Origin of the sequence: Dyadobacter sp. 22481 (assembly GCF_052044875.1) — a bacterium.
GTDB lineage: Bacteria > Bacteroidota > Bacteroidia > Cytophagales > Spirosomataceae > Dyadobacter > Dyadobacter endophyticus.
Genome location: NZ_JBQENV010000001.1, coordinates 564236 through 589820 on the forward strand (window position 1 = coordinate 564236; position 25585 = coordinate 589820).

At 51.4% G+C, this 25585-nt stretch carries 21 protein-coding genes; 10 read left to right on the forward strand and 11 right to left on the reverse strand.

Going from position 1 to position 25585, the window contains the following annotated elements; genetic code table 11:
* Nucleotides 1–94: 94 nt before the first annotated feature.
* From ACTJJJ_RS02045 to ACTJJJ_RS02065, 5 genes are all read right to left on the reverse strand, one after another.
* The gene (locus ACTJJJ_RS02045; protein ID WP_440701314.1) at nt 95–802 is read right to left on the reverse strand and encodes a DoxX family protein; all 708 of its coding nucleotides are present in this window, start codon (nt 800–802) and stop codon (nt 95–97) included.
* Nucleotides 803–899: 97 nt separating this feature from the next.
* Entirely contained in the window at nt 900–3557 is a 2658-nt protein-coding gene (locus tag ACTJJJ_RS02050; RefSeq protein ID WP_440701315.1) for an ABC transporter permease, read from the reverse strand.
* On the reverse strand, nt 3554–3889 hold the full coding sequence (locus tag ACTJJJ_RS02055) for a PadR family transcriptional regulator (protein WP_440701316.1): 336 nt from the start codon (nt 3887–3889) through the stop codon (nt 3554–3556). Before ACTJJJ_RS02055 ends, ACTJJJ_RS02050 begins: the two co-directional genes overlap by 4 nt.
* A 325-nt stretch (nt 3890–4214) precedes the next feature.
* Entirely contained in the window at nt 4215–5993 is a 1779-nt protein-coding gene (locus tag ACTJJJ_RS02060; RefSeq protein WP_440701317.1) for a RagB/SusD family nutrient uptake outer membrane protein, read from the reverse strand.
* A gap of 7 nt (nt 5994–6000) precedes the next feature.
* Nucleotides 6001–9318, reverse strand: a complete 3318-nt coding sequence (locus ACTJJJ_RS02065; RefSeq protein WP_440701318.1) for a SusC/RagA family TonB-linked outer membrane protein — start codon at nt 9316–9318, stop codon at nt 6001–6003.
* Between the two features lie 347 nt (nt 9319–9665).
* Here ACTJJJ_RS02065 and ACTJJJ_RS02070 point away from each other — a divergent pair, with 347 nt between their 5' ends.
* From ACTJJJ_RS02070 to ACTJJJ_RS02080, 3 genes are read left to right on the forward strand one after another with little or no spacing between them, the layout of a single operon-like run.
* Nucleotides 9666–10208: a RidA family protein gene (locus ACTJJJ_RS02070; RefSeq protein ID WP_188931193.1), complete on the forward strand. Its 543-nt coding sequence runs from the start codon at nt 9666–9668 to the stop codon at nt 10206–10208.
* Nucleotides 10209–10266: 58 nt separating this feature from the next.
* A complete protein-coding gene (locus tag ACTJJJ_RS02075; RefSeq protein ID WP_188931191.1) occupies nt 10267–10716 on the forward strand; it encodes a VOC family protein in 450 nt (149 codons plus the stop codon).
* A complete protein-coding gene (locus ACTJJJ_RS02080) occupies nt 10713–11381 on the forward strand; it encodes a DNA alkylation repair protein (RefSeq protein WP_426295010.1) in 669 nt (222 codons plus the stop codon). The genes ACTJJJ_RS02075 and ACTJJJ_RS02080 overlap by 4 nt, the downstream gene beginning before the upstream one ends.
* Before the next feature lie 6 nt (nt 11382–11387).
* On the opposite strand, the gene ACTJJJ_RS02085 is transcribed toward ACTJJJ_RS02080, so the two are convergent.
* Complete coding sequence (locus tag ACTJJJ_RS02085; protein ID WP_440701319.1) at nt 11388–12170, reverse strand: methyltransferase, TIGR04325 family; 783 nt, start codon at nt 12168–12170, stop codon at nt 11388–11390.
* Nucleotides 12171–12438: 268 nt separating this feature from the next.
* On the opposite strand from ACTJJJ_RS02085, the gene ACTJJJ_RS02090 reads away from it, so the two are divergent.
* From ACTJJJ_RS02090 to ACTJJJ_RS02100, 3 genes are read left to right on the forward strand one after another with little or no spacing between them, the layout of a single operon-like run.
* Nucleotides 12439–13428 (forward strand): glycosyl transferase, encoded by a 990-nt coding sequence (locus tag ACTJJJ_RS02090; RefSeq protein ID WP_426295008.1) that lies wholly within the window; start codon nt 12439–12441, stop codon nt 13426–13428.
* An 18-nt stretch (nt 13429–13446) separates the two neighbouring features.
* Complete coding sequence (locus ACTJJJ_RS02095) at nt 13447–13821, forward strand: sugar 3,4-ketoisomerase (RefSeq protein WP_440701320.1); 375 nt, start codon at nt 13447–13449, stop codon at nt 13819–13821.
* Between the two features lie 29 nt (nt 13822–13850).
* Nucleotides 13851–14708 (forward strand): glycosyltransferase family 2 protein, encoded by an 858-nt coding sequence (locus ACTJJJ_RS02100; protein WP_440701321.1) that lies wholly within the window; start codon nt 13851–13853, stop codon nt 14706–14708.
* Here the strand turns inward: ACTJJJ_RS02100 and ACTJJJ_RS02105 are convergent.
* The 5 genes from ACTJJJ_RS02105 to ACTJJJ_RS02125 all read right to left on the reverse strand — a co-directional run bounded on the left by ACTJJJ_RS02105 (nt 14705) and on the right by ACTJJJ_RS02125 (nt 19991).
* Complete coding sequence (locus tag ACTJJJ_RS02105) at nt 14705–15412, reverse strand: glycosyltransferase (protein ID WP_440701322.1); 708 nt, start codon at nt 15410–15412, stop codon at nt 14705–14707. The two genes, ACTJJJ_RS02100 and ACTJJJ_RS02105, sit on opposite strands and share 4 nt — an antisense overlap.
* 3 nt (nt 15413–15415) lie before the next feature.
* Nucleotides 15416–16264, reverse strand: coding sequence for a glycosyltransferase family 2 protein (locus ACTJJJ_RS02110; protein WP_440701323.1), 849 nt, complete (start codon nt 16262–16264; stop codon nt 15416–15418).
* A complete protein-coding gene (locus ACTJJJ_RS02115; RefSeq protein WP_426295004.1) occupies nt 16248–17045 on the reverse strand; it encodes a glycosyltransferase family 2 protein in 798 nt (265 codons plus the stop codon). Before ACTJJJ_RS02115 ends, ACTJJJ_RS02110 begins: the two co-directional genes overlap by 17 nt.
* A gap of 721 nt (nt 17046–17766) precedes the next feature.
* Nucleotides 17767–19002 (reverse strand): MFS transporter, encoded by a 1236-nt coding sequence (locus ACTJJJ_RS02120; RefSeq protein WP_440701324.1) that lies wholly within the window; start codon nt 19000–19002, stop codon nt 17767–17769.
* 86 nt (nt 19003–19088) lie between these two features.
* Nucleotides 19089–19991, reverse strand: a complete 903-nt coding sequence (locus tag ACTJJJ_RS02125) for a helix-turn-helix domain-containing protein (RefSeq protein WP_440701325.1) — start codon at nt 19989–19991, stop codon at nt 19089–19091.
* 420 nt (nt 19992–20411) lie between these two features.
* Here ACTJJJ_RS02125 and ACTJJJ_RS02130 point away from each other — a divergent pair, with 420 nt between their 5' ends.
* The 4 genes from ACTJJJ_RS02130 (at nt 20412) to ACTJJJ_RS02145 (ending at nt 25562) form a co-directional block, all read left to right on the forward strand.
* Nucleotides 20412–21545, forward strand: coding sequence for a cytochrome-c peroxidase (locus ACTJJJ_RS02130; protein WP_440701326.1), 1134 nt, complete (start codon nt 20412–20414; stop codon nt 21543–21545).
* Between the two features lie 73 nt (nt 21546–21618).
* Nucleotides 21619–22599 (forward strand): ThuA domain-containing protein, encoded by a 981-nt coding sequence (locus ACTJJJ_RS02135; protein ID WP_188931169.1) that lies wholly within the window; start codon nt 21619–21621, stop codon nt 22597–22599.
* A 379-nt stretch (nt 22600–22978) separates the two neighbouring features.
* On the forward strand, nt 22979–24076 hold the full coding sequence (locus ACTJJJ_RS02140; RefSeq protein ID WP_188931167.1) for a tail fiber domain-containing protein: 1098 nt from the start codon (nt 22979–22981) through the stop codon (nt 24074–24076).
* Nucleotides 24077–24125: 49 nt separating this feature from the next.
* Nucleotides 24126–25562: a T9SS type A sorting domain-containing protein gene (locus ACTJJJ_RS02145; protein ID WP_440701327.1), complete on the forward strand. Its 1437-nt coding sequence runs from the start codon at nt 24126–24128 to the stop codon at nt 25560–25562.
* Nucleotides 25563–25585 lie beyond the last annotated feature (23 nt).

Here is a 25585-nt window from a genome sequence, read left to right on the forward strand (position 1 = left end):
GAAGAAGGCGAAGCGGAATTACCTATTGAAAGGCTCTAGACGTGCCGGTTCGCGGCCGCGGAATCGGTGCCGGAGGCGTTGCGGTTTCACGCATTCAGCGCCCGGAAGCCTTTTCGTACTCTGCCACACAAACATCCAGCGGCTTTCCCTGTACGTAAATGCAGTCGCAAAAACGCGTACAGGCTTCCGGGTTGCTATTACCGGCGCAGCCATTCGAGCATTCCTCGGCGGAGTTGCCTGGGCGGATGTTGTACAGAAAATAGTTTCCTATAATGACCGCCGCGATGATTGCGATGACCATGCCGAAGAATTTGAAGGGGAATTTGTTGCTGCCCGGCGTGTATTCCTGCATGCCAAGGTCGGCTTGCCGAAAGGGCAGTATGTACTTGATCCTGTCGAAGTACCAGCAGAGCAGATAGAAGTTCGCCAGTAGCATAAGCGTGGTGATGCGCGTTCCTTCGAAACGGAGAGCGTACACCAGCACGCAGATATTCAGGATAATAGGAAAGGCCATCAGAGCGCCCAGCAACGCGGTTCGCGGGATTAGCAATAGTACTGCGGTGATCAGCTGCCCGGCGCGGATAAATGTATAATAGTAGCCGGTCAAATGCAGAGCATCGAAATAATGACCAAGCGGATGGTTCGACGGCAGTGCCGTAAACCTGTCGCCCATTATCTTCACAATGCCGGAAGGAATAAAACCCAATGCCAGCCCGATGCGGCAGAAGGTAGCGAAGTAGCGGAACCATTTGTTCCCTTTTGCTTCCAGGTAAAAAGCTGCCAGGCGGCTTAATAAATGCATATCGTTTGGAAATTTTCTCAAATATTTAAAAAAGTACTTTGTTTTTCAAAGTAAATAGTCAATAAAAATGCCGCCAGGTTGGACTGACGGCGTTTATTTAATCGCTTTTCAGAACCCTCGCCGGATTGCTCCTGGCAGCTTTGGCGGTTTGCGATCCGATCATTACCAGTGCCAGTAGCATTACAGCCAATGTTCCACCCAGCAGTTCGGCGACGCCAATGGGCTGGTGGTAGGCAAAGCGGGCGAGGATTACTTTGTCAAACAGCAGATAGGTGGCCGGCAGGGCGATCAGGGCCGCTATCGCGAGGAGCGTTATAAATCCGCGGCAAAGGAGGTAAATGAGCCCTGGCTCGCTGGCACCCAGTACTTTGCGAATGCTGATTTCTTTCAGTTTGGTTTCGGTGGTGAACACGACCATTCCAAAAAGACCCAACGAAGCAATGCAAATCGCCAGAAATGCGAGGAAGCCGATGGTTTTTACCATCATGGAAAACTCGCTGTACGCTTCTTCAATTTGCTGATCATAGAAATTGGCTTTTAACGGATGCACCGGATCGAACCGTTTCCAGGCCGATTCAATTTTTGCCATAGTACTTTCAACGTCTTTGGATGCGATTTGGAGGTTCAGGTAACCCCACGTCTCGCTTTTCGAATAGCGGAACATCACCGGCTCGATCTTATTTTCCATTGTTCCGTAGTGGAAATCCTTCAATACGCCTACGATGGCAAGCTTCTGCCCGTCGACCTCCACAACCCGGCCCAATGCTTTCTGGGGATCCCGGCCGGCAATGTTGAGCCGCTTCAAAACCTGCTGGTTTACAATAATTTCGCTTTCTTTTCCTTTTTCCGGGCGCAATGTAAAGTTCTTTCCCGCCAATAATTGATGTTGATGGATAGGCAGATAGTTTTCGTCTACCATATTCATCCAAACCAGTGCAGAATCGCCCGCCATCGGAGCATTTCCCGGCGACGCTGCGCCGGGCTGGTATTTCATTGTGAAACCGTAAATGCTGCCCAGGCTGGTGACCATGCTCGACTGCGAGACCTGTTTCACCCCGGGTATTTCCGCCAATTCCTTTTTCAGGGCCGCAGCATCTTTGCCGCGCAGTTTAATATTCAGGATATTCTCAGTGTTAAAACCCAGGTCGAAATTCAGAAAGCCTTTGTATTGGCTGTAACCGACGAGGGTAGTGGCGATGAATATCAATGATAGTGCATATTGCGCCACGATAAGCACCCGGCGTAACCCGATATGCTTGAAAATCTTAATCCCCGACGCATCTTTCATGACAGAAAGGGCATTGATTTTCGAGAAAAACACAGCCGGAAGAAAGCCGGCCGCAAGCCCGGTAAATGCAGCCAGGGCGACAAAGCAGAGCACTGAACGGACCGAAAGACCGAGCGTGAAAATCTCGGGAATGTGGGGGTCAAGCGCAAGGAATTCTCTCCGCAAAAACAGATAAAGCCCGAATGAAAACAGCAATGCGAGAAAGGCGATCATCACCGATTCGGCCATAAACTGTCCAAGAACATGGCTTCCGCGTGCGCCGATGATCTTGCGCACCCCCACCTCGCGTGACCGCCTGAGCGAGCGTGCGACAGAGAGATTAGTATAATTGAAACAGGCCGAAAGGATGATCACAAATGCCAGCCCGCCCAATATCCAGAGCATGAGAGGTGTCATCCGCGGGCCCGTATTGTTAGAAAGTTTGCCGCCTAATGCGATATCCTTTAACGGTTGGAGCGATAAGGTCACTTTCTTTCGGTATAAAGCCTTGTTTTCTTCCTTGCTAACCTGGTTGAATGCCCGTTGTATACCCGCTGTGTTGCCACTTTTGGGGAGCGTCACGTATATGTAGTTGGACCACACATTGTCCCAGTTGTCGAAGCCCTCGTCCTTCTTTCCAAATGTCGCGTAAGCGGTGGCGAACGATATCAGGGCGTCGAAGCGGATGTGGGAGAGGTGCGGAACGTCCTTTGCCACGCCGGTAACCTGGTAATCGAGCGTGTCGAAGCGTACCGTCTGTCCCAGCACATGCGTATTGCCGAAAAGTTTTAGCGCTGTTTTTTCTGTCAAAACCAGCGAATAGGGTTCTTTGAGCGCTGTCGCCGGATTTCCAGCTATCAGCGGGAAGGTAAGTACTTTGAAAAACGATTGGTCGGCATAGGTACCTTCGAGCGGGAAAGTGTTTTGTCCGACCTTGGCATCTCCCGAAAATCCGTTTCGTATGATCGTGAAATCCTCTATTCCGGGGACGTCGCCGCCGAGTCTTTGAGCAACTCTTACGGACGAGGAGGCAAGATCCATTGGCGGCTGCCCATCGTCCTGATGGCGGGTAATAACGCGATAAATGCGGTCCTTCTTTTCATGAAAATCGTCGTAAGAACGCAAGTCGTTTACAATAGCAATTACCAGCAATCCTACCGACATGCTCACCGCCAGGCCGACGATATTGATGAACGAAAACAGTTTGTTGCGCACAAGGTTACGCCTCGAAGTTTTGAAATAGCTGCCGATCATCATGAAATGGGTTATAAAGGTGAGAAGTTCTATTTTGCGGATGGTGTAAGGCCGCAGGAACTTGATCACATCGAGCATATACACGAAACGTGCGCGTCCCGGCCCCTTCTCGCGTACATTGCGGAGGAAATACTCGTAAAGATCGCCTTCGAGGTCTTCGAGCAGCCGGGGACGGCAATACCATCTCAGGAAACTGGTGGCCCATTTCGGCGGCTGCGGATCAGGTTTTTTCATATCGAACCTTCCAGGTTAAAGCCGGGGATATTCCGCCAGATTGCCTCGCGCAATTCCTTCGCACGGGTGAGCGCCACCTTGCCCGTATGTGATACTTCGTAAAATCGCTTGCGTTTCCCTCCGCGGGTAGCGCTGGCATCGCCGAGGTGGCTTTTGGCCAGCCCTTTTTCTTCAAGCCTGTTCAGAACGGCGTGTACTACGCCAAGCTTCGCCGAGCGGCCGGTATACCTTTCCAGCTCATCACAAATTGCCACGCTGTACGCTTCCGTCCCGAGTGCCGCGATCGTCAGCAATACCAGTTCTTCAAATTCGCCAAGGTTAGTCCCTTTCACTGGCAGATAATGGTTTAGCTTATTTAGTCATTAAATGTATGTATTATCAAATTATAAAATCATATTTTGTATGTAAAATATTTTTTAACCCCGGTCTCAAGACCGGGGCAATTGACCCCGGCAAGGGACAAGAGAGAGGCATAAAAAAGCGAGGCCGCTGGAAACGGCAACCTCGCTCTCATAACCCAGGTCTTAAGACCTGGGGTCACCCGCTCTGGGCCGCCCGGGGTCATCCACCTGGGGGGCGAGCTGGGGTGTTGCCGCCCGGGTGGATGACCCAAGCCTGGTAGGCCCTATAACTGGCTCCATCTGACAAAGCCTGACATTACCAGCCCGGATTCTGGCCCAATGCCGGGTTGCGAATGCGATCCGGTTCGGGAATGGGGTAGAGGTATTTCTTATCCGCCCATTCACGTGCCCCGGGGTTCCAGATCACTTCGCCGGAAGTGCCTTTTGAAAGCTGGATACGTCCTACGGCCGTCGATGGGCTTACATCCACAAATGCGATACCCGGAGTTGTCGACGTAGGTTTGGTTCCCTGGTAGAAATACACGTCGTTCTTGCCGTCGCCGTTCAGGTCGTACTCGCCGAGTGCCGGAACGTACATGCCGTTCATCGGCGCATCCTGGAACAGGTTACCCAGTTTCCATCTTCTCAGGTCGTCCGGACGGAGGCCTTCGAAGACCAGCTCAGTGCCTCTTTCACGCAATACTTCCAGCAGCACAGGATTGCTGAACTTACCCCCGAAAAATGATATCATATAAGGATCGGCCGTCGTGGGTAGGGATGTCAACGTAGCGCCGGTGATACCTGCCCGTTTGCGCAACGCACCGATGGTACTGGTCCATTCGGCGGCCGTCATTTTGTCCAGTTCAGCCAATGCTTCTGCCTTGTTAAGGAGCACTTCCGCCCAACGCATGACAATGTGCGCGTTGTCGTTACGGCTTTCATCATCGAAAGGAAAACGCTCGTCGTAGCACCATTTGATCGGCTGGTAACCTGTGTAGGTCTGACTGAAATTCGGTGGCGCAACCACGGGAACACCGTTTTCAGTACGCGTGTAATCGCCGGTGCGGATGGTTTGTTTCAAACGCAGGTCGCGGTTTTTTACTTCTTCAACAAACGGCGTGGTTTCATATCCCTTTTTGCTGGTGAATGGGGTGCCGTCCAGGTTCAGGTAAGTATTTACAAAACGGCGTGTCAGGCTGGGACGGTTACCGTAAGTAGGACTGATGAACCGGCGGTTGGCAGAGCTGTACACCTGCAAGTTCGCACTTAATGCGACGGAAAGGATCGACTCGTCGGCGTAGGCGCTCTTTGCGATGAATAAATCACGGTAGGCCCGGTCTGCGGCGGCTGAATGCAGCGTAAAGCTGGTGATTGCATTGGCTTCTTTCACCACTTCTTCATACCAGGTGTTGGCGGTCGCCTGCTTGTTGTCCTCGGTATGGTACTTCCGCCACGACGCCTCGAACAGCGCAATACGCGTTTTGTAAGCACGCGCAACGTTTTTAGTAATACGTGTTACCGACGGATCGGAAGCCAATGTAATGTTCTCGATCGCGAAATTCAGGTCTGCAAGCACCTTTTCCATTACCTCGTAACGGTTCATACGCGGACCGTACAGGCTAACATCATCTTTTACATCGATGGTTTTGTCGATCCAGGGTACATCACCGAACCTTTTGACCTTATCAAAGTAAAACAACGCCCTGAAAAAACGCGCCACGCCCAGGTAGTGGTTTTTGGTAGGAACGGAGCTTTTCTCTGTGTTTTCTAAAAAATAATTAATATTCCTGACCGGTGCCCAGTCGCTGACTGACCATCCTGAACTGGTAATGGGGCTCAATGCATTTACCGCGAGGTAGTTATCTACGCCATTACGCGCTACGAGGTCGGAGTTGTCGTCGATTTGGAATACGCCAACGTCCGGATCAGGAAGCAAGTTGTAAAAAGAGCTTGCGTAAAGTTCAAGACCACTTTCTGAACCGAAAACGGCGTCGTTAGTCGCGGTATCTACCGGCACCTCATTGAGGTCGCAGGAGCTTGCCGTGGCTATCAGCATGGCGGCAAGCATATAGTTAAGTATTTTTCTAGTCTTCATAATTCCATTAAAAATTGAGTGACAAGCCAATGGATACGGCTTTCAACATCGGGTAATTGTATCCGTCGCCGGCGCCTCCGTTACCAAGATCGCGGTCGGAACCGTAAATGCTGGTCACGTCGGTGTCGCGCGTCCATTTGTACAGCGGCGACCAGGTCCAGAGGTTTTCACCGGAAACGTAGACTTGCAGCGAGCGGGCGTGGATTTTCGAGGTAATACGCTCCGGAATCGTGTAACCTATTTGCAGGTTCCTGAGGCGGATGTAGCCCACGTTCTGGATGTAACGATCGTTCGCCACCTGCAACGCGCGGCCGGTGCCTTGGGCCACATAACCTACGAGACGTGGGAGATAGGCATCGAAGTTGCCCAGCTCCTCGCGGTACATATTGTCCTGTTGCCAGCGGGGGTAGGAGTTGTAGGGACGGTTGTACTGTCCCCAGAAACGCGCTTCCGACGAGGGGTACCAGTTTTGTTTGATCACACCCTGGAAGAATGCGCCCACAAAGAAGCCGCTCCAATCCCCCGACAGGTTGACACCATAGGAATAGCGGGGCTCGGAGTTACCGATAATGCTTTTGTCCCCCGAGTTGCCGACGCGGTTCAGTCCCTGGTAGATCACGTTGTCGCCATCCAGGTTCTGGAATTTGAGGTCACCTACGTAGTTTTTCCGGGTGTTGGTGTTCGGAATGTTGCTTTGCGAAGGAGACTCGGCAATTTCCGCGTCCGACCTAAACAGGCCGGCCACCTTGTACCCCCAAATCTCGCCCACACGCTGGCCTTCGTAGTAGTCGGTCAGGTTTTTGTCGGGATTGTTGTATTTGGTGATAGTCGCTTTGTAGTCCGCCAATGTGAAACGCACATTGTAATGCAATGGCTTCGATGCCACGTTGAACTGATCGTCCCAGGTGACGGTAAGCTCCCATCCGTTGGTTTTCAGGTCGGCGTAGTTCCCAAATGGTACAGCTGTTCCGTAAATGGCAGGAACCGTTGGGCCTACGGTGAACATGTCCGTCGTTTTGCGCTGGTAAATGTCTCCCGAGAATTGCAGACGGCTATTCAGGGCGTAAAAGTCCAGACCGAGGTTGGCAGTTGTAGCAGTTTCCCAGGTCAGACCATTGGGTACTACGGCCGGCATGCTGGTGGCTTGCGGACGGATACCGTTGATCACACGTCCCAATTGCGAAATGCCAAACTTCTCGTTGAATGTGTAAGGGGGGATGTTACCATTACCCAACGAGCCATAAGAGGCGCGAATCTTTACGTTCGAAAGGATTTTCGGGCTCACTTTCCAGAACGGTTCTTCGGATACCCGCCATCCGGCCGATACCGACGGGAAGAATGCCCATTGCTGGTCGGTCGGGAATTTGGAAGAGCCGTCGTAACGTCCGTTTACTTCCAGCAGGTAGCGCTCGCGGAAATTATAGTTCAAACGGAAGAAACCACCGGCAATGGCCCATTTCTGGTAGCCGCCCCTGGTCGTAATGCTTTGTCCCAGCGCAAGGTTAATGTCGTCGGCGTCGCTGTACACGATGCCGTTACGCGAGGCACTCAGGCTGGTGGTCAATGACCTTTCGTAGTTGAAACCGCCCAGCAAGGTGAAATTATGCGCATTGTTGAACGACTTCACATAGTCCGCATAGAAGTTCGTAGCCAGATAGTTGGTGGTTCCTCTGCTTTCCGAAATATCGTTGGTGTTCGTGCCGGTGTATCCGATCACCCCTTTGGTACGGCTGTAAGGCACCTGAACCCGGTTTTGCTGTATAGCGACGTCAGTGCTCTGGAAAGTCATATTGGCCTTGATCGTCAGAGCCTTGTCGAAGAACTGTGCCTTCAATGCAGTCTGGTTTTTCAGGAAGCGGCGCGTCTGGTCGCTCGCGTTTTTGCCGTAGTAATAATCACCCACCGTGTAAGCCGCCGAGAATGAAAGCGAACCGTCGGGATTAGTCAACGGCGCCAACGGATGGCCCTCATCGGCGATGTTGCGGTAAATGCCGCTTCCTTCCCCTACGTTCAGGGGCTGGTGGTACTTCATCGATGAGAATTCCGTGTTGTTATCGACGCGCAACCACGGAGCCAGCTGAACACCGCCTTTGCCGCGGAAATTGTACATGCTGTATTTATCCGGATTGTAGCGGAAAAGACCGTCCTGGTTGTTGAAGCGCCCGCTCAGGAGGTAGGTAGCCTTGTCGGTACCGCCCGCAATGGAAAGCGCGTGGTCCTGGGCGCTGAGACGCTTTTTATACAGCTCTTTGTACCAGTCGGTGCTGTAATAGTACTGGTATTCGCCGGTAGTAGGGTTCACTTCCACACGTGGGAGCGAGGGGTCCTCGTATCTTCGTTTGATCTCGGCCAGGTAGGTAGGAGAGAAGGCGATGGTTTTGTTGATCGCCGTCGGTGTGCTGCCATTGTCGTTCCAGCGCGACCATGCGTCGCTGAAACCCTGTGCCCATGGGTATGAGTCGGTGATATTGTCGGGTACGGCTGTCGGTGCTTTAATCGAGTAGTTGGCCGAATAGGAAACCCTTATTTTACCTTCCGGTGCCGGCTTGGTAGTGATCAATACCACCCCGAAAACTGCGCGGGCACCATAAATGGACGCCGAAGCCGCGTCTTTCAGTATCGAAATGCTTTCGATGTCCTGTGGGTTGAGCATTCGCGGATCACCTTCTACGCCATCAATCAGTACCAGGGCGCTTCCTCCCATCGTGCTGATTGACGTAGTACCCCGGACGTTGAATGCAGGCGACTGCGTCGGCTTGCCGTCGAACATCCGGATGTTCAGGTTGGGCACGGCGCCTACCAGGCCTTGCGCGAGGTTGGGGAGCGGACGGTTTTGCAACACTTCCTGGCCCACCTGATCCACCGCGCCGGTCAGATTAACTTTCTTTTGAGTACCGTACCCGACAACGACCACTTCGTTAAGAGACTTGCTATCGGCCTTCAATGCGATATCGATCGTGGAGCGTGTGCCCGTCTCGACTTCCTGGCTTACATAACCTACATAGGAGAATACCAGAATGGCCCCTCCTTCCGGGATTTCGAGTGAATAGTTTCCACTGGCGTCGGTAACGCTACCGGTCTGGGACCCTTTAATAACAACGTTCACGCCCGGGATACCGTCGGGGGTATCTCCATCGGTCACGCGTCCTTTGATCTGACGGTCTGCTTTCGCGAAATTCCAGTGTACATGACCGGTTTTGATCCCGGTTTCGAGGGTCGGACTTGCCCAGCTCGTGCCGCCGATCAGGGCGATCAGCGCAGCCTGGGCAATCGATTTGTGTAAGGTGCCTGCACGCAGCGGCCACCTTTCTTTACATCGATACATATGGGTAGATTTTGGGTATGGTGGGTAGATTAAGTTAGTTCCGGTTTTGAGGCGACAAAATTGGGCAATCCTTTGTACTTACCCTTTCGGGGAAAGGCTATTTAACAATATCATAATCTGCCACGGAGCTGGCAACGCTGGCAGCGCAACGGTTAAGTAGAGGACGAGTAACTTGGATTAATAAGCCAAGCAGGGTTAAACAATTACTGTTATTTTTAATTATTTGTTGAATAAGTATTAAAAAACACTGTTTAAGCAAAGCCGCCCGACCGGTGGGCGGGATCGCGTGTGGTTCTTTCTGAATGATTGTTATTTTTGACTGTATTTTAGATTAAACTAAACCTATCATGTTAAAAACAACTTCATTAGCCGCACTCCTGTTTCTATTCTTCGCTGTCAGTTTTCAGGGTGTAGCACAAACCGGTCGCCCCGATCCGGAAAAAAAGCTGACCGAGCTGGGCATTACCCTGCCCAAACTCAATGCGGGTAAAGGAAATCTCATGCGTGCGGTGCGCGTCGGCAACCTGATCTACCTCTCGGGGCACGGTCCGGATAAGCCCGGTGGCGGGCAAATACTGGGAAAAATAGGGGATGACCTCACCGTCGAGCAAGGAAAAGAGGCCGCCAAACTTTGTGGTATCGCATTGCTGGCCTCCCTGAAATACGAAATCGGCGATCTGAACAAAGTGAAAAGAGTCGTGAAGGTATTGGGCCTCGTAAACTCAACGCCGACATTGACCCAGCAACCGCAGGTGATCAATGGTTTTACCGATTTTATGGTGGAGGTTTTCGGAGAAAGCGGTAAACATGCCCGTTCGGCGATAGGTGTAGCGTCGTTGCCGTCTGGTATTGCCGTGGAGATTGAAATGATCGTGGAAGTGGAACCTTAAGAGGTTTTTTATGGGAAAAACCTTATTATTGAAGGTATTAATCCTAACCACCACCACAATGGCAACTGTAAACATTTACCTCACTTTTAATGGCAACTGCGAAGAGGCCTTTCATTTTTATAAATCTGTTTTCGGAGGAGAATTTCCCTATGTAGGCCGTTTCGGGGAAATGCCACCGGGAGAGGATGGCAAAAGTATGAGCGCGGAGGATGCGGACAAGATCATGCACATCAGCTTGCCGATCAGTAAGGAAACCATTCTCATGGGAAGCGATACGGGCGGCGAATGGGCATCGCATTATCAGCCGGGCAACAACTTTTCCATTTCGGTCAATGCGGAAAACCGTGGGGAAGCCGATCAGCTTTTTGCCGGTCTCGCGACGGGCGGGCAGGTTACCATGCCGCTCGCGGACACTTTCTGGGGCGCCTATTTCGGGATGCTGACCGATCAATTTGGTATCAACTGGATGGTCAACTACGATGATCCGGAAAAAATGCAGGGCAAATGACGGTCGAAGAAGCGTTAACACGACTTGAATCACTCGGACATGAGAAAGTGCGGGCCATGAATACAAAAAATGGCGCTCACGAAAATCAGTTCGGGGTGAAAATGGGCGACATCCGGGCCATTGCGAATAAGATCAAGGTTGACCACGACCTGGGCCTGGCATTGTGGGATACCGGCAATATCGAGGCGCAGCTTTTGGGTGTGCTCGTGATGAAGCCCAAATTGCTGTCCGTTGCCGAAGTCGATAGGCTGGTACATAGCGTCAACTATTTTTGGGTTGCCGACTGGCTTTCTTCCTATATTATCAAAGAGCATCCTCAAAAGGAAGAACTTCGCGAGGCGTGGATGGACTCGGATTATCCGTGGGCTGCCCGCGCGGGTTGGAGCCTTACGGCCGGCCGCGTAGCACGCAGCCCCGAAGGTATTGACGTCGTGGGTTTGCTAAACCGCATTGAATCCGAAATGCCGACGGCCCCGTCCGAAGCGCAATGGACGATGAACACAACTTTGGCGCAGATCGGGATCAATTTTCCCGAGCACCGCGCACGTGCGCTGGCGATCGGTGAAAAGCTGGGCATTTACCGCGACTATCCCGTTTCAAAAGGCTGTACATCGCCTTTTGCGCCGATCTGGATCAATGAAATGGTGAGCAGGCAAAATAAATAACGCCGGTCAGTTTTTGATGAGAAAGAAGCCCTTGTCGTAGCCAGCTTTCACATGGTCGATCTCCATTTCCTGTTCGCCCGCCACAAATGATTCGAATTCCATTTTGATCTCGTATCCTTCAAAATGTTCGAGAAAGCGCTTCTCATTGAAAAACCAGGCCGGGTAATGCGCCTCATAGATCTCCGGCGGCACTACTTGCAGTGTCAACCGATCGGTGCGGTCACCTTTGACGAATGCCGTCCGGTCGATGAGTATGTATTTGAAATTGTATTGCTTGATCTCTTCAAGGAAATCGTGCGGCTTTTCGAGGTATTGTACCACGCTCGAAAGCAACAGGAGGTCGGCCTTTTGGGCTCCCATGCTTTCTTCGATCGTGAAATGAAATTTCAGGGTATTATCTTCAAAAAACTGCTGCCCGCACCGGACGTAATTCTCTTGTTCTACCACGCTCCAATGCAGCTGCACCCCAGGTGGGATGACGTCCCTCACTTGGTAATAGGTGCTACCTAGTGACCCTCCGAAATCAAGCACGTTCAGGTTGTTGCCGCATTCGACGGCAGTGTACAGCAGCGCCGAGATGACGGAATAGGGATAGATTTTTTTATCAAACAAAACCGAATCGCGTTCGTACACCGCCTGACCATTTTTTACTTTTAGCAGCGCATTCTTTGTTTTATCCAATATTGCTTCGGCTTCGTAGCCGCCCGACAGTGCGGTCAATGTTTCCCACTTTTTGTAGTCGCCGAACCAGCCGTACGGGTTTTTTTTCTTTGGTTTAAAGAATGCCATGTTTCTATTCTAGGGTTTCGTGCAAGTTAGGGCTTTATTCAGTAACCGCATTACAATACGATCTTAGCATAGCCAACTTCGTGATAATGAGACGGGTTATGTCTTATATAACTGGTAGTCAATTAATTATTCTACAATTTTACAACCTGGACGGCAAAAAAATAGTCTGCCATATATTATTTTACCAACCACGAAGAGGACGAGATTCACAATTTATCGCTGATATTTGTAATAGAAGATCGCGGTCTTCCACCCCTAACATATTTTAATGCAGAATTTTTGTACCCTTTTCGATTCATGCTACCTGTCGAGGGGATTGGCGATGTACAATTCGCTGGTCGGGCAAGAGGTTGATTTTCATTTGTATATTTTCGCGTTCGACGACGCTTGCGACGCATTGCTGCGGCGCCTGAACCTCTCGCATGCAACCATCATTTCCCTAGACGAATTTGAAACGCCGGAACTCCTTGCAATAAAAGAAAGCCGCACGCCCGGCGAGTATTGCTGGACCTGTACTTCTTTCACGATCTGGCATTGTATCCATACATTTTCGCTCGACCACTGCACCTATCTCGATGCGGACCTGCTGTTTTTTGCCGATCCGAAGGTTCTAACGGATGAAATTGGGGAGAAATCAGTGCTGATCACCGCGCACAGATATAGTCCGCAATACGACCAGTCGGGGGATAGCGGCATCTATTGCGTCCAGTTCGTTACTTTTAGAAATACGGACCAGGGGTTGGCGGTACTCCGGTGGTGGATGAACGCTTGCCTGGAATGGTGTTACAACCGTTTCGAGGATGGCAAGTTCGGGGACCAGAAATACCTCGATGATTGGACGGAACGTTTCGAGGGCGTTCACGTGCTCGAACATAGGGGAGGGGGAATCGCACCCTGGAATGCAGTGGACTATTCCTGTGTCAATGCGAACGGACAGGTATTTGTTCAGAATGCCGGTACAGGGGAAATACCGCTTGTTTTCTATCACTTCCACGATTTCCGGTATTGCATCGACAAAAGTTTTCGCCTTACTGCTGAACAATATTACCTTCCGGATGATATGATCCGGCTCGTGTACAGTACTTATATCAAAGCGCTTTCTTCCGCTGAGTCCCAAATCTTGCTGATTGATCCGGCCGCCGTTTTCCATGAACAACCGATGGTTTTAAAATGGATAAAGGTCAGCTTGTCGCGGCGTATACAGTTCGGGTTGCGGGGTCGCTATAAGAATTATACCAAAAAGAATGCATTAACCTAAACTAATCGTAAACACCCCTTGGCTCGTTTAATTAATCTGAAAACTTTTACGGACACCCGCGGGAGCCTGACCGTGATCGAGCGTGTCATTCCGTTCGAAATCAAGCGTATTTTCTACGTCAATGGCCCCGATCAATTTAAAAATGGTCGCAAACGGATGAAGCAGGCGGTCATTTGCCTGAAAGGCAATTGCCTGATCACCAACCACACCGGCACCGAAGATCAGCACTTTGTCCTCAATTCGGCAGACCAATGTCTGCTGTTAACGCCCGAGGACCGGTATGACATGCTTGAAATTGCCGACGATTCCATTCTGATGGTACTCGCCTCCGAGCCGTTTGAGGTTCCGGAGCGCGTACGCGAGCCCTATCAGCGCGAATTGTCGCTTACTTAACGGTTGCCCATAAGTTTTATGCATTGAATATGTCCCTGCCGAAGATTACCATTGTGACCCCCTCGTTTAATCAGGCTAAATACCTGGAAAATACCATCGTATCGGTGTTGGGGCAGGGGTATCCCAATTTGGAATACATTATTATCGACGGCGGGAGCACCGATGGGTCTGTGGATATTATCCGGAAATACGAGCAGCAGCTTGCATGGTGGGTCAGTGAGGAGGATAATGGCCTTTACGATGCCTTGCAGAAGGGCTTTGCACGGTCGTCGGGCGATATCATGGCGTGGCTCAATGCCGACGATATGTATCACCCGAAGTCGCTCTTTACGGTCGCCGACCTTTTCGGACGGTTTGCGCACGTGAAGTGGATCATGGGGGCCAACACCTTCTTCGACGAAAGCGGACGGGCTTTCCTTTATGACGACCTTCCGTACGGCCAGCGTTGGTCGAGATTGCGGCTTCAATTGTTCGATGGGCGGTTTATCCAGCAGGAATCGGTCTTTTGGCGGCGCGGGTTGTGGGATCAGGCGGGTAGTTTGATTGACCAAAACCACCCGCTGGCAGCAGATTTCGAACTTTGGCTCCGGTTTTTCAGATACGAGCGCCTATATTCGACCTCTTTCCTGCTCGGTGGTTTCCGTTTCCGGACCGAAAACCAGAAGAGCTACGACCAGCGCGACCAATATTTAGAGGAAGTAAAACAATTGCTCGTAAAGGACAGTAGCAATGCATTGCAGTTAGCCATTTGCCGCGCGATGATGGTTTTGATTCGTATTATTCCAAAAAGAAAATGGCGAAACCGGCTGCTTGTGAAACTCCTCGGCCTTCCGCCCAAGATAGTATTTGACAGGAGTGCGGGAATGGTAATGCAGGAAAGTTTTTAATGGCTGAAAATTCGTTCTTTCAGTTTTTTGAATAAAAATCTTACATAAATCACTGGTCCGAAGTGCTTCAAGATCAGCCCGGCCTTCTCTTTTTCAAATACGAGGTCCTTCTGTGTGGACGATATGCCTGTATCGTTGAAAAGTGCGATATCGAAATCCCTGAAAACAAAGTGGTAGCGGCTGTCGCTGTGGCACTGCATGTTGAACACGTGATCTGCTGAAATGCGGTAGCGGGTGTCGTACCTGCGCAGGGAGAATACCCCGGCGGGGTAGATGATCGCCTGATGGTTGATGCCCGTTTTTGCCTGCTTGTAGGGTGCCATTTCTCCCAGGTATTTTTGGCCGGCTTTGAGTACGCTGCCGTAATAAATGGCATAGGGGTCAGTTAACCCGGCAAGCATTTGCGAAAATGCGGGGGTAAGGATATCGTCTGCTCCGATGAAATAAATCCTCTTACCCCGGGCATGGTCCAGGGCTTTGTTCATCGCTTCATAGATCCCGCCGTCCTTTTCACTTTTCCAGAAAGCCAGTTTGCCGGCGTTACTGCTAAGAACGGCCGCCGTTCCGTCGGTACTGCCGCCATCCATGACGATGATCTCGATATGCGGGTAATGCTGGCTGTAAATGCTGTCCAGGCATCGCTGCAAAAAACCTTCTGCATTATACGTGACCAGGATGACTGAAATCAATTCACTGTTACCCATGCATTAAAGCGCAAATTCCTGCTCAGCCATCCGGACCGGCTCGATACTTTCAAGATATTGATGAATGCCTTTGCTGCAATAAACCGTTTTGTTGAGCAGCGCATCGGTGAGGTACGCTTCATTTTTGGGGCAGCCGCCACGGTCCACTTCGGGATGATAAATGTGAAAAACCACCCCGCCGAATTTGGCAGCCCGTTTTTTCAGGCCTGCGTTGAGCAACCGAACGGCAATTTCATTGTCCTCACGGCCCCAGGCATGAAACACCTCGTTGTAGCCATTTACACGCAGGAGGTCTTCCCGCCAGAACGCCATATTGCAGCCGCGCAAAGCAAATATGTCCTGCGTTTTGTAGCGATCGGCCATGTACCTGCACAGCCAGGTGATGCTGAACCGGTTCGAGAAATTCCCGAGTCCCTGTTGAAAAGGTGCTACCCTGGCTTGTTGTTTGCCCAGCATATTTTCGGATAATTCCTTGTTCATCAGTACCCTGCTTCCTGCAACAAAGGTGCCGCGTTTGCTCAATGCCAGGTGGTCTTTGACAAAATGTTTATGCAGGATAAGGTCTCCGTCGATCTGGATAATATAGTCGGCCGAACTGCTCGCAATGGCTTTGTTGCGGATTTTCGAAAGTTGAAAACCTTCGTCTTCCTGCCAGACATGGATCAGTTTCATCGGAAAAGAAGGTCGTAGGGATTCGATCACCTCCGCGGTTTGCCCGGTAGACCCGTCGTCGGCGATAATCACTTCATCGGGCAATACCGACTGCTCTCTGACGCTGAGCAGGCAAAGCCGCAATGCTTCCGGCCAGTTGTAGGTGGAAATAATCAGCGCGCTCTTAGAGAAGGTTTTCATATCCATTAAGGCATCTTTTGACTTTTGTTAGCAGGGTATGTTGAATGATCTGGCGGTGGACCGGCTCGTTCGACCGCGGCAGTTCTTCGTGGTGCAGGTGGTACTGCACGGCACCCAGCTTCACGATCTTTTTAATGATATTGTTATTGATGAAGCGGGCCGCCAGTTCTTCGTCTTCATGGCCCCATCCGCTGAGTTCATTGTTGTAGCCGTTCACGCGCAGGAAATCTTCCTTCCAATAGGAGAGATTGCTGCCTCGGACGCTCCGGCTCTTCATTTCCTTGCGCTGCCCGAGTGATTGCAGCACAGGTAACCGCAATGCATTCAGCCTGTTGTAAACTCCTTTTGAAAAGATGCTGACGTGTGTGCCCGGGGCCCGGAGTAGTTCGTCGGTCTTCGCCGGAGTAAGCCGCGCACGTGACCCGCGTATGAACGTCCCGCGCTCGGCCGCGGCCAGGTGATCTGCCACGAAAGAAGTATGCAGGAGCACATCGCCATCTACCTGGATCACGTAAGAGCCGGAACACTGTCCGATCGCTTTATTAAGGATCTGGCTTTTGCGGAACCCGACGTCCTCGTGCCACGCATGGATAATCGGCACAGGAAATGTTTCCTGCATTTTGCGGACCACTTCCAGCGTCCGTTTGTCGGAACCATCGTCGGCGATGACTACCTCCGTTGGTAAGATTTTCTGCTTTATAACACTCAAAAGGCTGCAATGCAGCGCTTCCGCCCAGTTATAAGTTGCAATAATGAGCGATGTTGCCGGAGCGGAATCCATCAATAATCTGAGTTATTATTTCCTGATACACCTGGTGTCGGGTATTTCAAACTTTCCTAAACCTTGATTGCCGACTGGGCTTCCCTGCTTTGAAGGGTATAGCAAACACTTGACGCACATGGAGCGTCCATGGTTGTAACCGATGGCTAAGCGATCGGTTAAAAAAAAGAGTTGCTGTTCCAGAAACGAGAAGAGGACAGTTCGGGCCGGAAAATAGATTATTTCGGAAACCGCCAGTTACTTGCACTGCTATACGTTCGCCCGCGTTCTGACCGGCCGAGCGGTAACAGGCTAGGAAGTAAATTGTTGATAGGGGACATGCTTTACGTTTGTTAGGGATTGAGTTTCGTCTTTAATTCAGACGTCATAAAGATCGAAAAAGTATAAGAATTACAGCAAAGCAGTTCCCTGTTTTTTTTAATTTATTTTTAACCTTTTTGTGAATGGTGGTACGATGCGGGCTGCGAAGGTCGGGCAGTAAAAAGCCCCGCAAATACGCTCGTATCGCGGGGCTTTTCCGATAGGCTTGCCGGTGGTGTTACCAGGCCGCGCTGTCGCATTATAAGGCTCTTAAGATGCGTAAATGGGCCAGTTTTGATCCTAACAGATTGGGAAAGATTGTATAGTACTGATAAGCCGCTACGACAATCCGGGCGCGCCAGCGATGGTAAATGCTGTGCTGCCGCAGGCAAGATTCAGCAGGGATTTCCTTGTCCGCATGTTACTCGATAATTAACATCACCTCATCTTCTTTTAATACTTCGCTTTTCGCGCTGCGTTCCAGCCATTTGGTGCGGATGATGAGCACCAGCACAGCCAAAATCAGTACCGCATAGCCAGCGCCGAGCCAAACCTGGCTGTCGATGCGGATGGCCTTCACGACAACGTAGCTGAATGCCGAGGTCGAAAGAATGTACCCGCCGCCCGTCAGTCCGCTTGCCAATCCGCCGAATTGCGAAAACCGGGTAAGGCAATAGGCAAGCATGCCATTGAAAATGAAACCTGACGCCGAGTGCAGCAAAATCACGTAGACCATCAGCGTGTACAGGTTGTGGTACTGTAATGTAAGCACGATGAGCACACCCGAAACGGCCAGTTGCGCCACGGCTGCTGTGAATAATCTTTGATAGAATGGCTTGGAAATAAGCGCTTTGGATAGCAAGCTTCCACCGAGCATGGCCAGGCCCGAAATCATGGAGCAATTGCCCGTGATCGTTGCGGGGTAATGCATTACTTCTTCGATCAGGAACGGGCTCGACATGTTATAGATCATCAGAACGGCGTACGACAAGCCCAGAATGAGCAGGCCCGAAGTGAAATCCCAGGTCCCGAGCATCGACCGGTAGGCATTACCGATGGTTTTCAGGCGGAATGGTGCTTTTGAGGCGATGGTTTCGCCGCTGAACAGAAGCTCCAACGCAAGAAATGCCAACCCGAAAAAGCCGAGGAAGTAGAAATTTGACTGCCAGCCGAAGCGCGTTTGCAGGTACCCGCCCAGAAAAGGCGCAATGATCGGCGCCGCCGACCAGATCACGGAAAATAGGCTCGTGTAATGTTTCAGTTTTTCGCCTTCGAAAAGGTCGAAGAAAAAGGATCTTTTGCTGACTACGATCACTGCAGACATCACTCCCTGTACAGCCCGCATCACATAAATCATTTCAAGGCTGTCGGTGTTTGCGATGACGAAACTGGCGGCACTGAAACCCGCCAGCGCGAAGATATTGGGCCAGAAACGGCCATAGCTGTCGAGCAAGCCGCCGACCAGCAGCTGGCTTACGCCGTAAGTTGCGAGAAAAATGGAGATACACAATTGCACGGCCTCGGGCGTAGCGTGCAGCCGCGCGCTCATGGCTGGGAGTGAGGGAATGAACACGTCGAGCGCAAAGCCTGTGATGGGGATCAGGCTGAGGGCCAGAACGGTGCTGACTGTTTTATTGGATTCTTTAAGTCTTTTCATATGCTTGCTATTAATGTCCCAAAGGTAGGGCTGCAAGCAAATCAGTAGGTAATATGAATCAAAGCAATGCTTATATAAATCAAATGTCAATTGGCATGCCGTAGCTGCTCCCGGAATAGCAGGGGAGTGGTTTGGGTATTCTGTTTGAAATACTTGTTGAAATGGGAGGGGTACTCGAAGCCGAGCGTGTAGGCGATCTGGGCGGCATCCCAGTCGGTGTTCAGTAGCAATGTTTTAGCCTCTTCCACAATGCGTTCGTGAATAATCTCCCGGGTAGTTTTGCCCGTCGATTTTTTAAGCACATTGTTTAAATGGTTGACATGAATGCTCAACTGGTCGGCATAGGCGGCGGGTGTGAGTAATCTCAGGGGGTTTTCCGGCGAGTCGACGGGGAATTGCTGGTTGAGTAAGCCAAAAAAGCGGGAGATCAGGCGGTCGGCAGTGTTTTCGTTAGTAACCGGACCCTGCAAGCGTATGCCTTCCAGGATGATCATTTGCAATAAACTCCTGATCATATCGAACCTGTAAGTGTATGTGGTTGATAATAAGCGCTCCATCTCGCCGAAGAGGCTGCTGAAACGCTCGCGGTCGACAACATCCAGCGGGATTACCGCCTGAATGGCAGGGTTGAACAACGCGCTCCGGTAGCGTATCTCCTGCCGGATGCTGTTGAGCAGGAATGTGTCGTTGAAAAGGCAGTAGAAACCTGTTTGCGACTCCGAAACAGCGTGGTAGGAAGACGGTACCCCGGGGTTTGAAAAAATAATGCCGGCACCTTCGATAGGCGTTTCTCTGCCGCCCGCCAAGTGCATGCCCTGCCCGATGATCAGGCAGATTTTATAATAGTCGCGCCGGTTATAGGGCGTCATTCTGTTTAGGCAGGTGCGCTGTTTTACATTGAAGTGGCTCACATTGGACTGCGAAGCCAGCTCTGCGGGCATCGGCTGTTTCGTGCGCTCATAAAACTGTTGCAGCGTTTCGGTATGCATTGGTACTTTGGTATTATACAAATCAAAGCCAAAGATAATTATTTGTACTGCTACATCAAACATCGTGCGGAGGGATCGGCCTTCTTGCTAGTTCCCAAACCGTCCCCTGCCAGTTGCCTATCGCATTACCATCGGCTGGCAAGTACCGGCAATGGCAGCGCTCGCAGCATTGTTGTTGGCTGTCGTCACGATTAGTTTCCAGGCCGTCAAAACGGCTTTGTTGAACCCGGTCAAGAACCTGCGTGCCGATTAAAAATAGCGGGTATGACCTTCATCATTGTTATTGATGCCAGATGAATGGTAAATTTCTGTTCCTACTTGCCTTATATAAGGGAGTTTGAGTTGAATATGGAGATTGGAATGGCAGGAATATCGATTGAAGTGTTAAGGAATTGTATTTTGACCCTGGGTGCCGCCACTATGTTTTTTTCATGCGGCGAGCGGAATGCAGTATCGGAAAAGGCCGAGGAGAGGGTGGAAACGATCGCGGACCTCGGCGCGTTGCCGCTGACGGCCACCGATCCCGCCGATAACCCCTCGACGCCCGAAAAAGTGGCGCTGGGCAGGTTGCTGTTCTTCGACCCTGTTCTTTCGGGGAATAAGGATGTGGCCTGTGCTACGTGCCATCAGCCCGAATTCAATTACGCGGAATTCCTCGAAACATCCATTGGTGTAAATGGCGTCGGGCGAGGGCAAAACCGCAGGTTCACAGACCCGAACGACATCCCGTTTGTTAAAAGAAATTCCCAAAGCGTAGTGAATACAGCCTTCAACGGGCTTAGAAATAATGAAGTCTACGACCCTGCTTCGGCCCCGATGTTTTGGGATAACCGGGCCAGGGGATTGGAGGAGCAGGCGTTGGAACCTATCAAGACTTTGGAAGAAATGCGGGGAAATGGTTTTCACGAAACCGGTATCCTCGACGAAGTAGTGGCAAGGCTTTCCCGGCTCCCTGAATACCGCAGGCTGTTCTCGGTGGCATTTCCCAAGGACCAGTCGCCCGTCAGCCGGGTGAATCTCGCCCGCTCCCTCGCTGCGTATGAACGCACGCTCGTGGCGAACAACACGCGTTTCGATCAGTACATGCGCGGCGACAGCAATGCATTATCGACCGGCGAAAAGGAGGGAATGAATGCATTCCTCGCCACGGGATGTGCCAAGTGCCACTCCGGCCCGATGTTCTCCGATTTTAAATTGCACGTCCTCGGCGTACCCGATACAGAAAACAGACAGGAAAGCGACTCTGGCGCCGATAAAAAGTATGCATTCAGGACACCGTCGCTCCGCAACCTCAGGTTCACCGGCCCCTATATGCACAGTGGCAAATTTGTTACCCTCGACCAGGTACTCATGTTCTATGAGGATATTGCAGGTGGGAAACTGCTGAACCCGAATGTAAAGGAAGGGCAGATCGATCCGCTCGCGACGCAAATGGACGTCAATTTCAAAGACATTTCCCGGATCGTGGAGTTTCTGAACACGCTTAATGACGATTCGTTTGATAAATCGATACCCAAAAGTGTTCCCAGCGGACTACCGGTAATGGGTAAATAAAGTGTATTTACTGCTCTTGATTTGGAATACACATAATTTTAATAGGTGAATAATCCCCGAAATCCGTCGATTTATGGCATTTAACAACAAACTCCTGATTTTCCTCCTCGCGTTGCTGGGCGCAGGCTCTTTTTCTGTTTCCTCCTTCGCGCAGAAGTCGCCTTTGAAAGTGCTTATCGTCGATGGGCAGAATAACCACGAGCAGTGGCCAAAGATCACGGCTATGATGAAGTATTACCTGGAAGACAGCAAAAAATTCAGCGTGGACATTCAACGCACGCGCTATACCTGGCAGGGCGACAAGCTTGTGCAGGAATATCCGGTGAAAAGCGGCCCGGAAACTCAGGCATTGAAGCAGCCTAAGACAGATTCTGCTTTTCATCCCAAATTTTCAAATTACGATGTGGTCATCTGCAATTTCGGGTGGAATGCGGCGCCATGGACGGCTGATGTACAGAAAGATTTCGAAAAATTCATGAAAAACGGTGGCGGCCTTGTGGTCATTCATGCTGCCAACAACTCATTTCCGCAATGGCCTGCCTATAACCAGATGATCGGCCTCGGCGGCTGGGGCGACCGGACGGAAAAGGACGGTCCTTATGTGTATTTCGATCAGAATGGTAAAGAAGTGCGCGATACGCAGCCGGGTAAGGCCGGCTCTCACGGCGCACAAATGGAGTTTAAAATCACGGTTCGCGAACCGAACCACCCCATTACGAAAGGCATGCCGGCAAGCTGGCTGCATAGCCGCGACGAGTTGTACGACCGCCTGCGGGGCCCGGCCGAAAACATGCAGATTCTGGCCACGGCATTCTCTCCCAAGACCAACAACGGTACCGACCGCAACGAGCCTATGCTGATCGCGCTGCGCTACGGTAAGGGCCGGATTTTTCATATGGCGCTGGGCCACGCCGATTACTCCGTGGAATGTGTAGGATTCATAACTTGTCTGCAACGCGGGAGCCAGTGGGCAGCTACCGGGAAAACGAATATTCCTATCCCATCCGACTTTCCAACTGAGACGGAAACGAAGCAGCGGAAGTTTGCGCAGTGATTTGATAGAAATGAAGATGCAAAAGCGCCGCGAAACCTCCATTCCGCGGCGCTTTTGCATAGAAAGTTATTAAACGGTTTTAAGAAGAGCCTCTCGATGAAGATGTGATCGATAATCAACCAGTTATGAATCCTGGCAACAGCCAGTGCGGTTAGTACGCGACGGCAGTTAATGTTAGTTATCTGGCTGCTGATGTTTTCTACATGCGCTATTGTTGGCCATGTAAAAGTAGTTTTCATTCATAGTTGTATTTTTGGAATTAGTTGTACTTTTCATAACAACACCTAATCCTATCTGTCATATGAATGCAAGCTTTACCCCAAATTCTTCCCGCAGAAAATTGTCCAATTTGTTCCTGCGGCAACCTGTTTTAAAAACTTTGCTCTGTTCAATACTGGTGCCTGTGGGCGCGCATGCGCAAAAGACGGACACACTCTTGGTTGGGCGGGATGCCGCGCAAAACAAGAACATGGTCATTTATCAAGACGGAGCGTTTCTATTCGGAGGTGAATACAATGGAGACGGATCAGGTGTTGACGTACCTGTCGAAGGAGCTGGTACACGCCTGATGTGGTACCCAAGAAAGGCCGCTTTCCGGGGAGGAGGTGTAAACAGTACGCAATGGGATGCGGCCAATATCGGAGACTATTCCGTGGCGATCGGACAAGATGTGCGGGCATCGGCCAGCAACGCAACTGCTTTTGGTTTACGGACGACCGCCGCGCAGCAATCGTCATTTGCAGTAGGTGAAAACAATGTCGCGAGCGGAGCTGCTTCCGTCGCCATGGGTTATCATGCACATACCAATGCCCGGCAGGGTAGTTTTGTGTTCGCCGATAGATCGAGCGTAGATACACTCCGGGCCGGTGTGAACCACTCGGCCAACTGGCGCGTCAGCGGTGGGTACCGGATATTTACCTCGTCCAATCTTAGTACCGGTGTGACGCTTCAGAGCGGTGCTTCGGTGAGTAACTGGGGGCAGTCCAGCGCGGTTATTTCCACCTCCACCGGAGCTATGCTGACCACCGGCGGGGTATGGCAGAATGCATCGGATGTGAACCGCAAACATCGTTTTGAACAAATTTCAAACGAAGAAATCCTCGGAAAGCTCCGTAAACTCCCGGTAACCCGATGGAGCTATAAAACGGAAGGCGACAATATCAGGCACATCGGCCCCATGGCGCAGGACTTTTACGCGGCGTTCAGGCTGGGCAACGATAACCGTGGCATCGGAACCGTGGACGCCGACGGTGTGGCATTGGCGGGTATCAAAGCGCTGGAAGAGCGCACCCGCAACCTTGCGGCAGAGCTGGAAAGCCTGAAAGCGGATAATGCGGCACTTCGCCAGCAAATGCATGACAATAACGGGAATTCCTGGATGGGACTAGCCGGTTTGGCCCTGCTTGCACTTGCAGTGGGAACTGGTTTGGTGATGGGGCGCCGGCGTATGGAACCAAGCGGAAGCAGGGGCTTCTAGGCTTCGCGCATTCAGTCATTTTCCTGTTATTTAATCAAATACATTCCAAATGAAAGCTATATATATTGTGGCGGTCCTTGCCGGACTCGGCGGGAGCGCCGTTGCGCAGGGCTTGTCCAGCACCGGAGGGACGGTTAAGGTCAGCGGCGGCATTTTGCAGGTAAAAGGCGATCTGCAACTGGGAGGAGGGTCTTTTACCAATAACGGCAACGTTTTTGTTTCCGGAAACCTGGTCAACAACCAGGCGATGGCGGAGGCGGATACCGGGGTGCTGACGCTCGATGGCGTCGCCGCGCAGACTTTGAGCGGTACCCAAACTTATTTCACTCGTTTTCTGACGATCAACAATCCTGCGGGCATTGTGTTGGACAATAGCATCAAGGTTGGTGCGAGGGTGAATCTCGTAAACGGCATCGTGGATGCTACCAATGACCTGGCCGCGCTGGTGATTGGCGATACCGCATCGGTGCTGGGCGTATCCGATGAGCGGCATGTGAATGGCTACGTGGTGAAAACCGGGACGGGCAGTTTCGTTTACCCGGTTGGGGACGGAGTCAGGTACCAGCCTGTTACGACGGAACTGACCGATAACACCGCGGGGATGAGCGTCCGTTACTTTGCCGGAGACGCTGGCACCGGTACATTCACGACGACCGGTGCCTCCGATATTGCCCTTGAAGCCTACAATAACCAGGAATACTGGGATCTCGCGCCGAAAGGCACCGCAACCGGTAAGGTAATTATCACCTACGATGACTATAAAAACCCGACTATCACAGCTTCCGAAAACGCGAATGTTTTCAGCGTAGCCCACCTTACGGGAGGCAACTGGCTCAACGAAGGTCATAATGTGACCGGCACACTGACGGCAGGTTTTGTAACGAGCGAGGTGCTATCGGCTTGGAGCCCGTTTACGCTCGGTGCGATACCGGAAGCCGGTTTACCGGTCACGCTGGTCAGTTTCAATGCGAAAGCAGTTGAAAACAACGCATTGCTCGAATGGCAGACAACCAGTGAAGAGAACGCTTCTCATTTTGAAATAGAACGAAGCCTCGACGCGCGCAGCTTTCAGAAAATCGGCACTGTGGCCGCAGCCGGTAATAGTAACGCGCTACAACGGTACTATTTCACAGACCGCTCGTTCGGCGGCCAGTTGCAAACCGTGTATTACCGGCTCCGTTCGGTCGACCTGGACGGTACTTTCAGTTTGTCAAGGGTTGTTTCCCTGCACCCGCGCGATGCGGGCCAGCTCGCGGGCGTATACCCGAATCCCGCACGTAAGGCGGGTGTGGTGACGGTTTCTTCCGGTGTTCCCGCAAGCGAAGTAAGCCTTTGGGATATGCTCGGCCGCCAAATACCTGCCCGCACTTCGGCACTGTCCGACGGCTCGATTCAGGTGAGCCTGAATGGCGTTGTGTCAGGTCTGTATCTTCTTAAACTAACTACGAGCCAAGGTGTTGTGAATCACAAACTGGTTGTTGAATAATCTGTATCCACTTTATCCTTCTG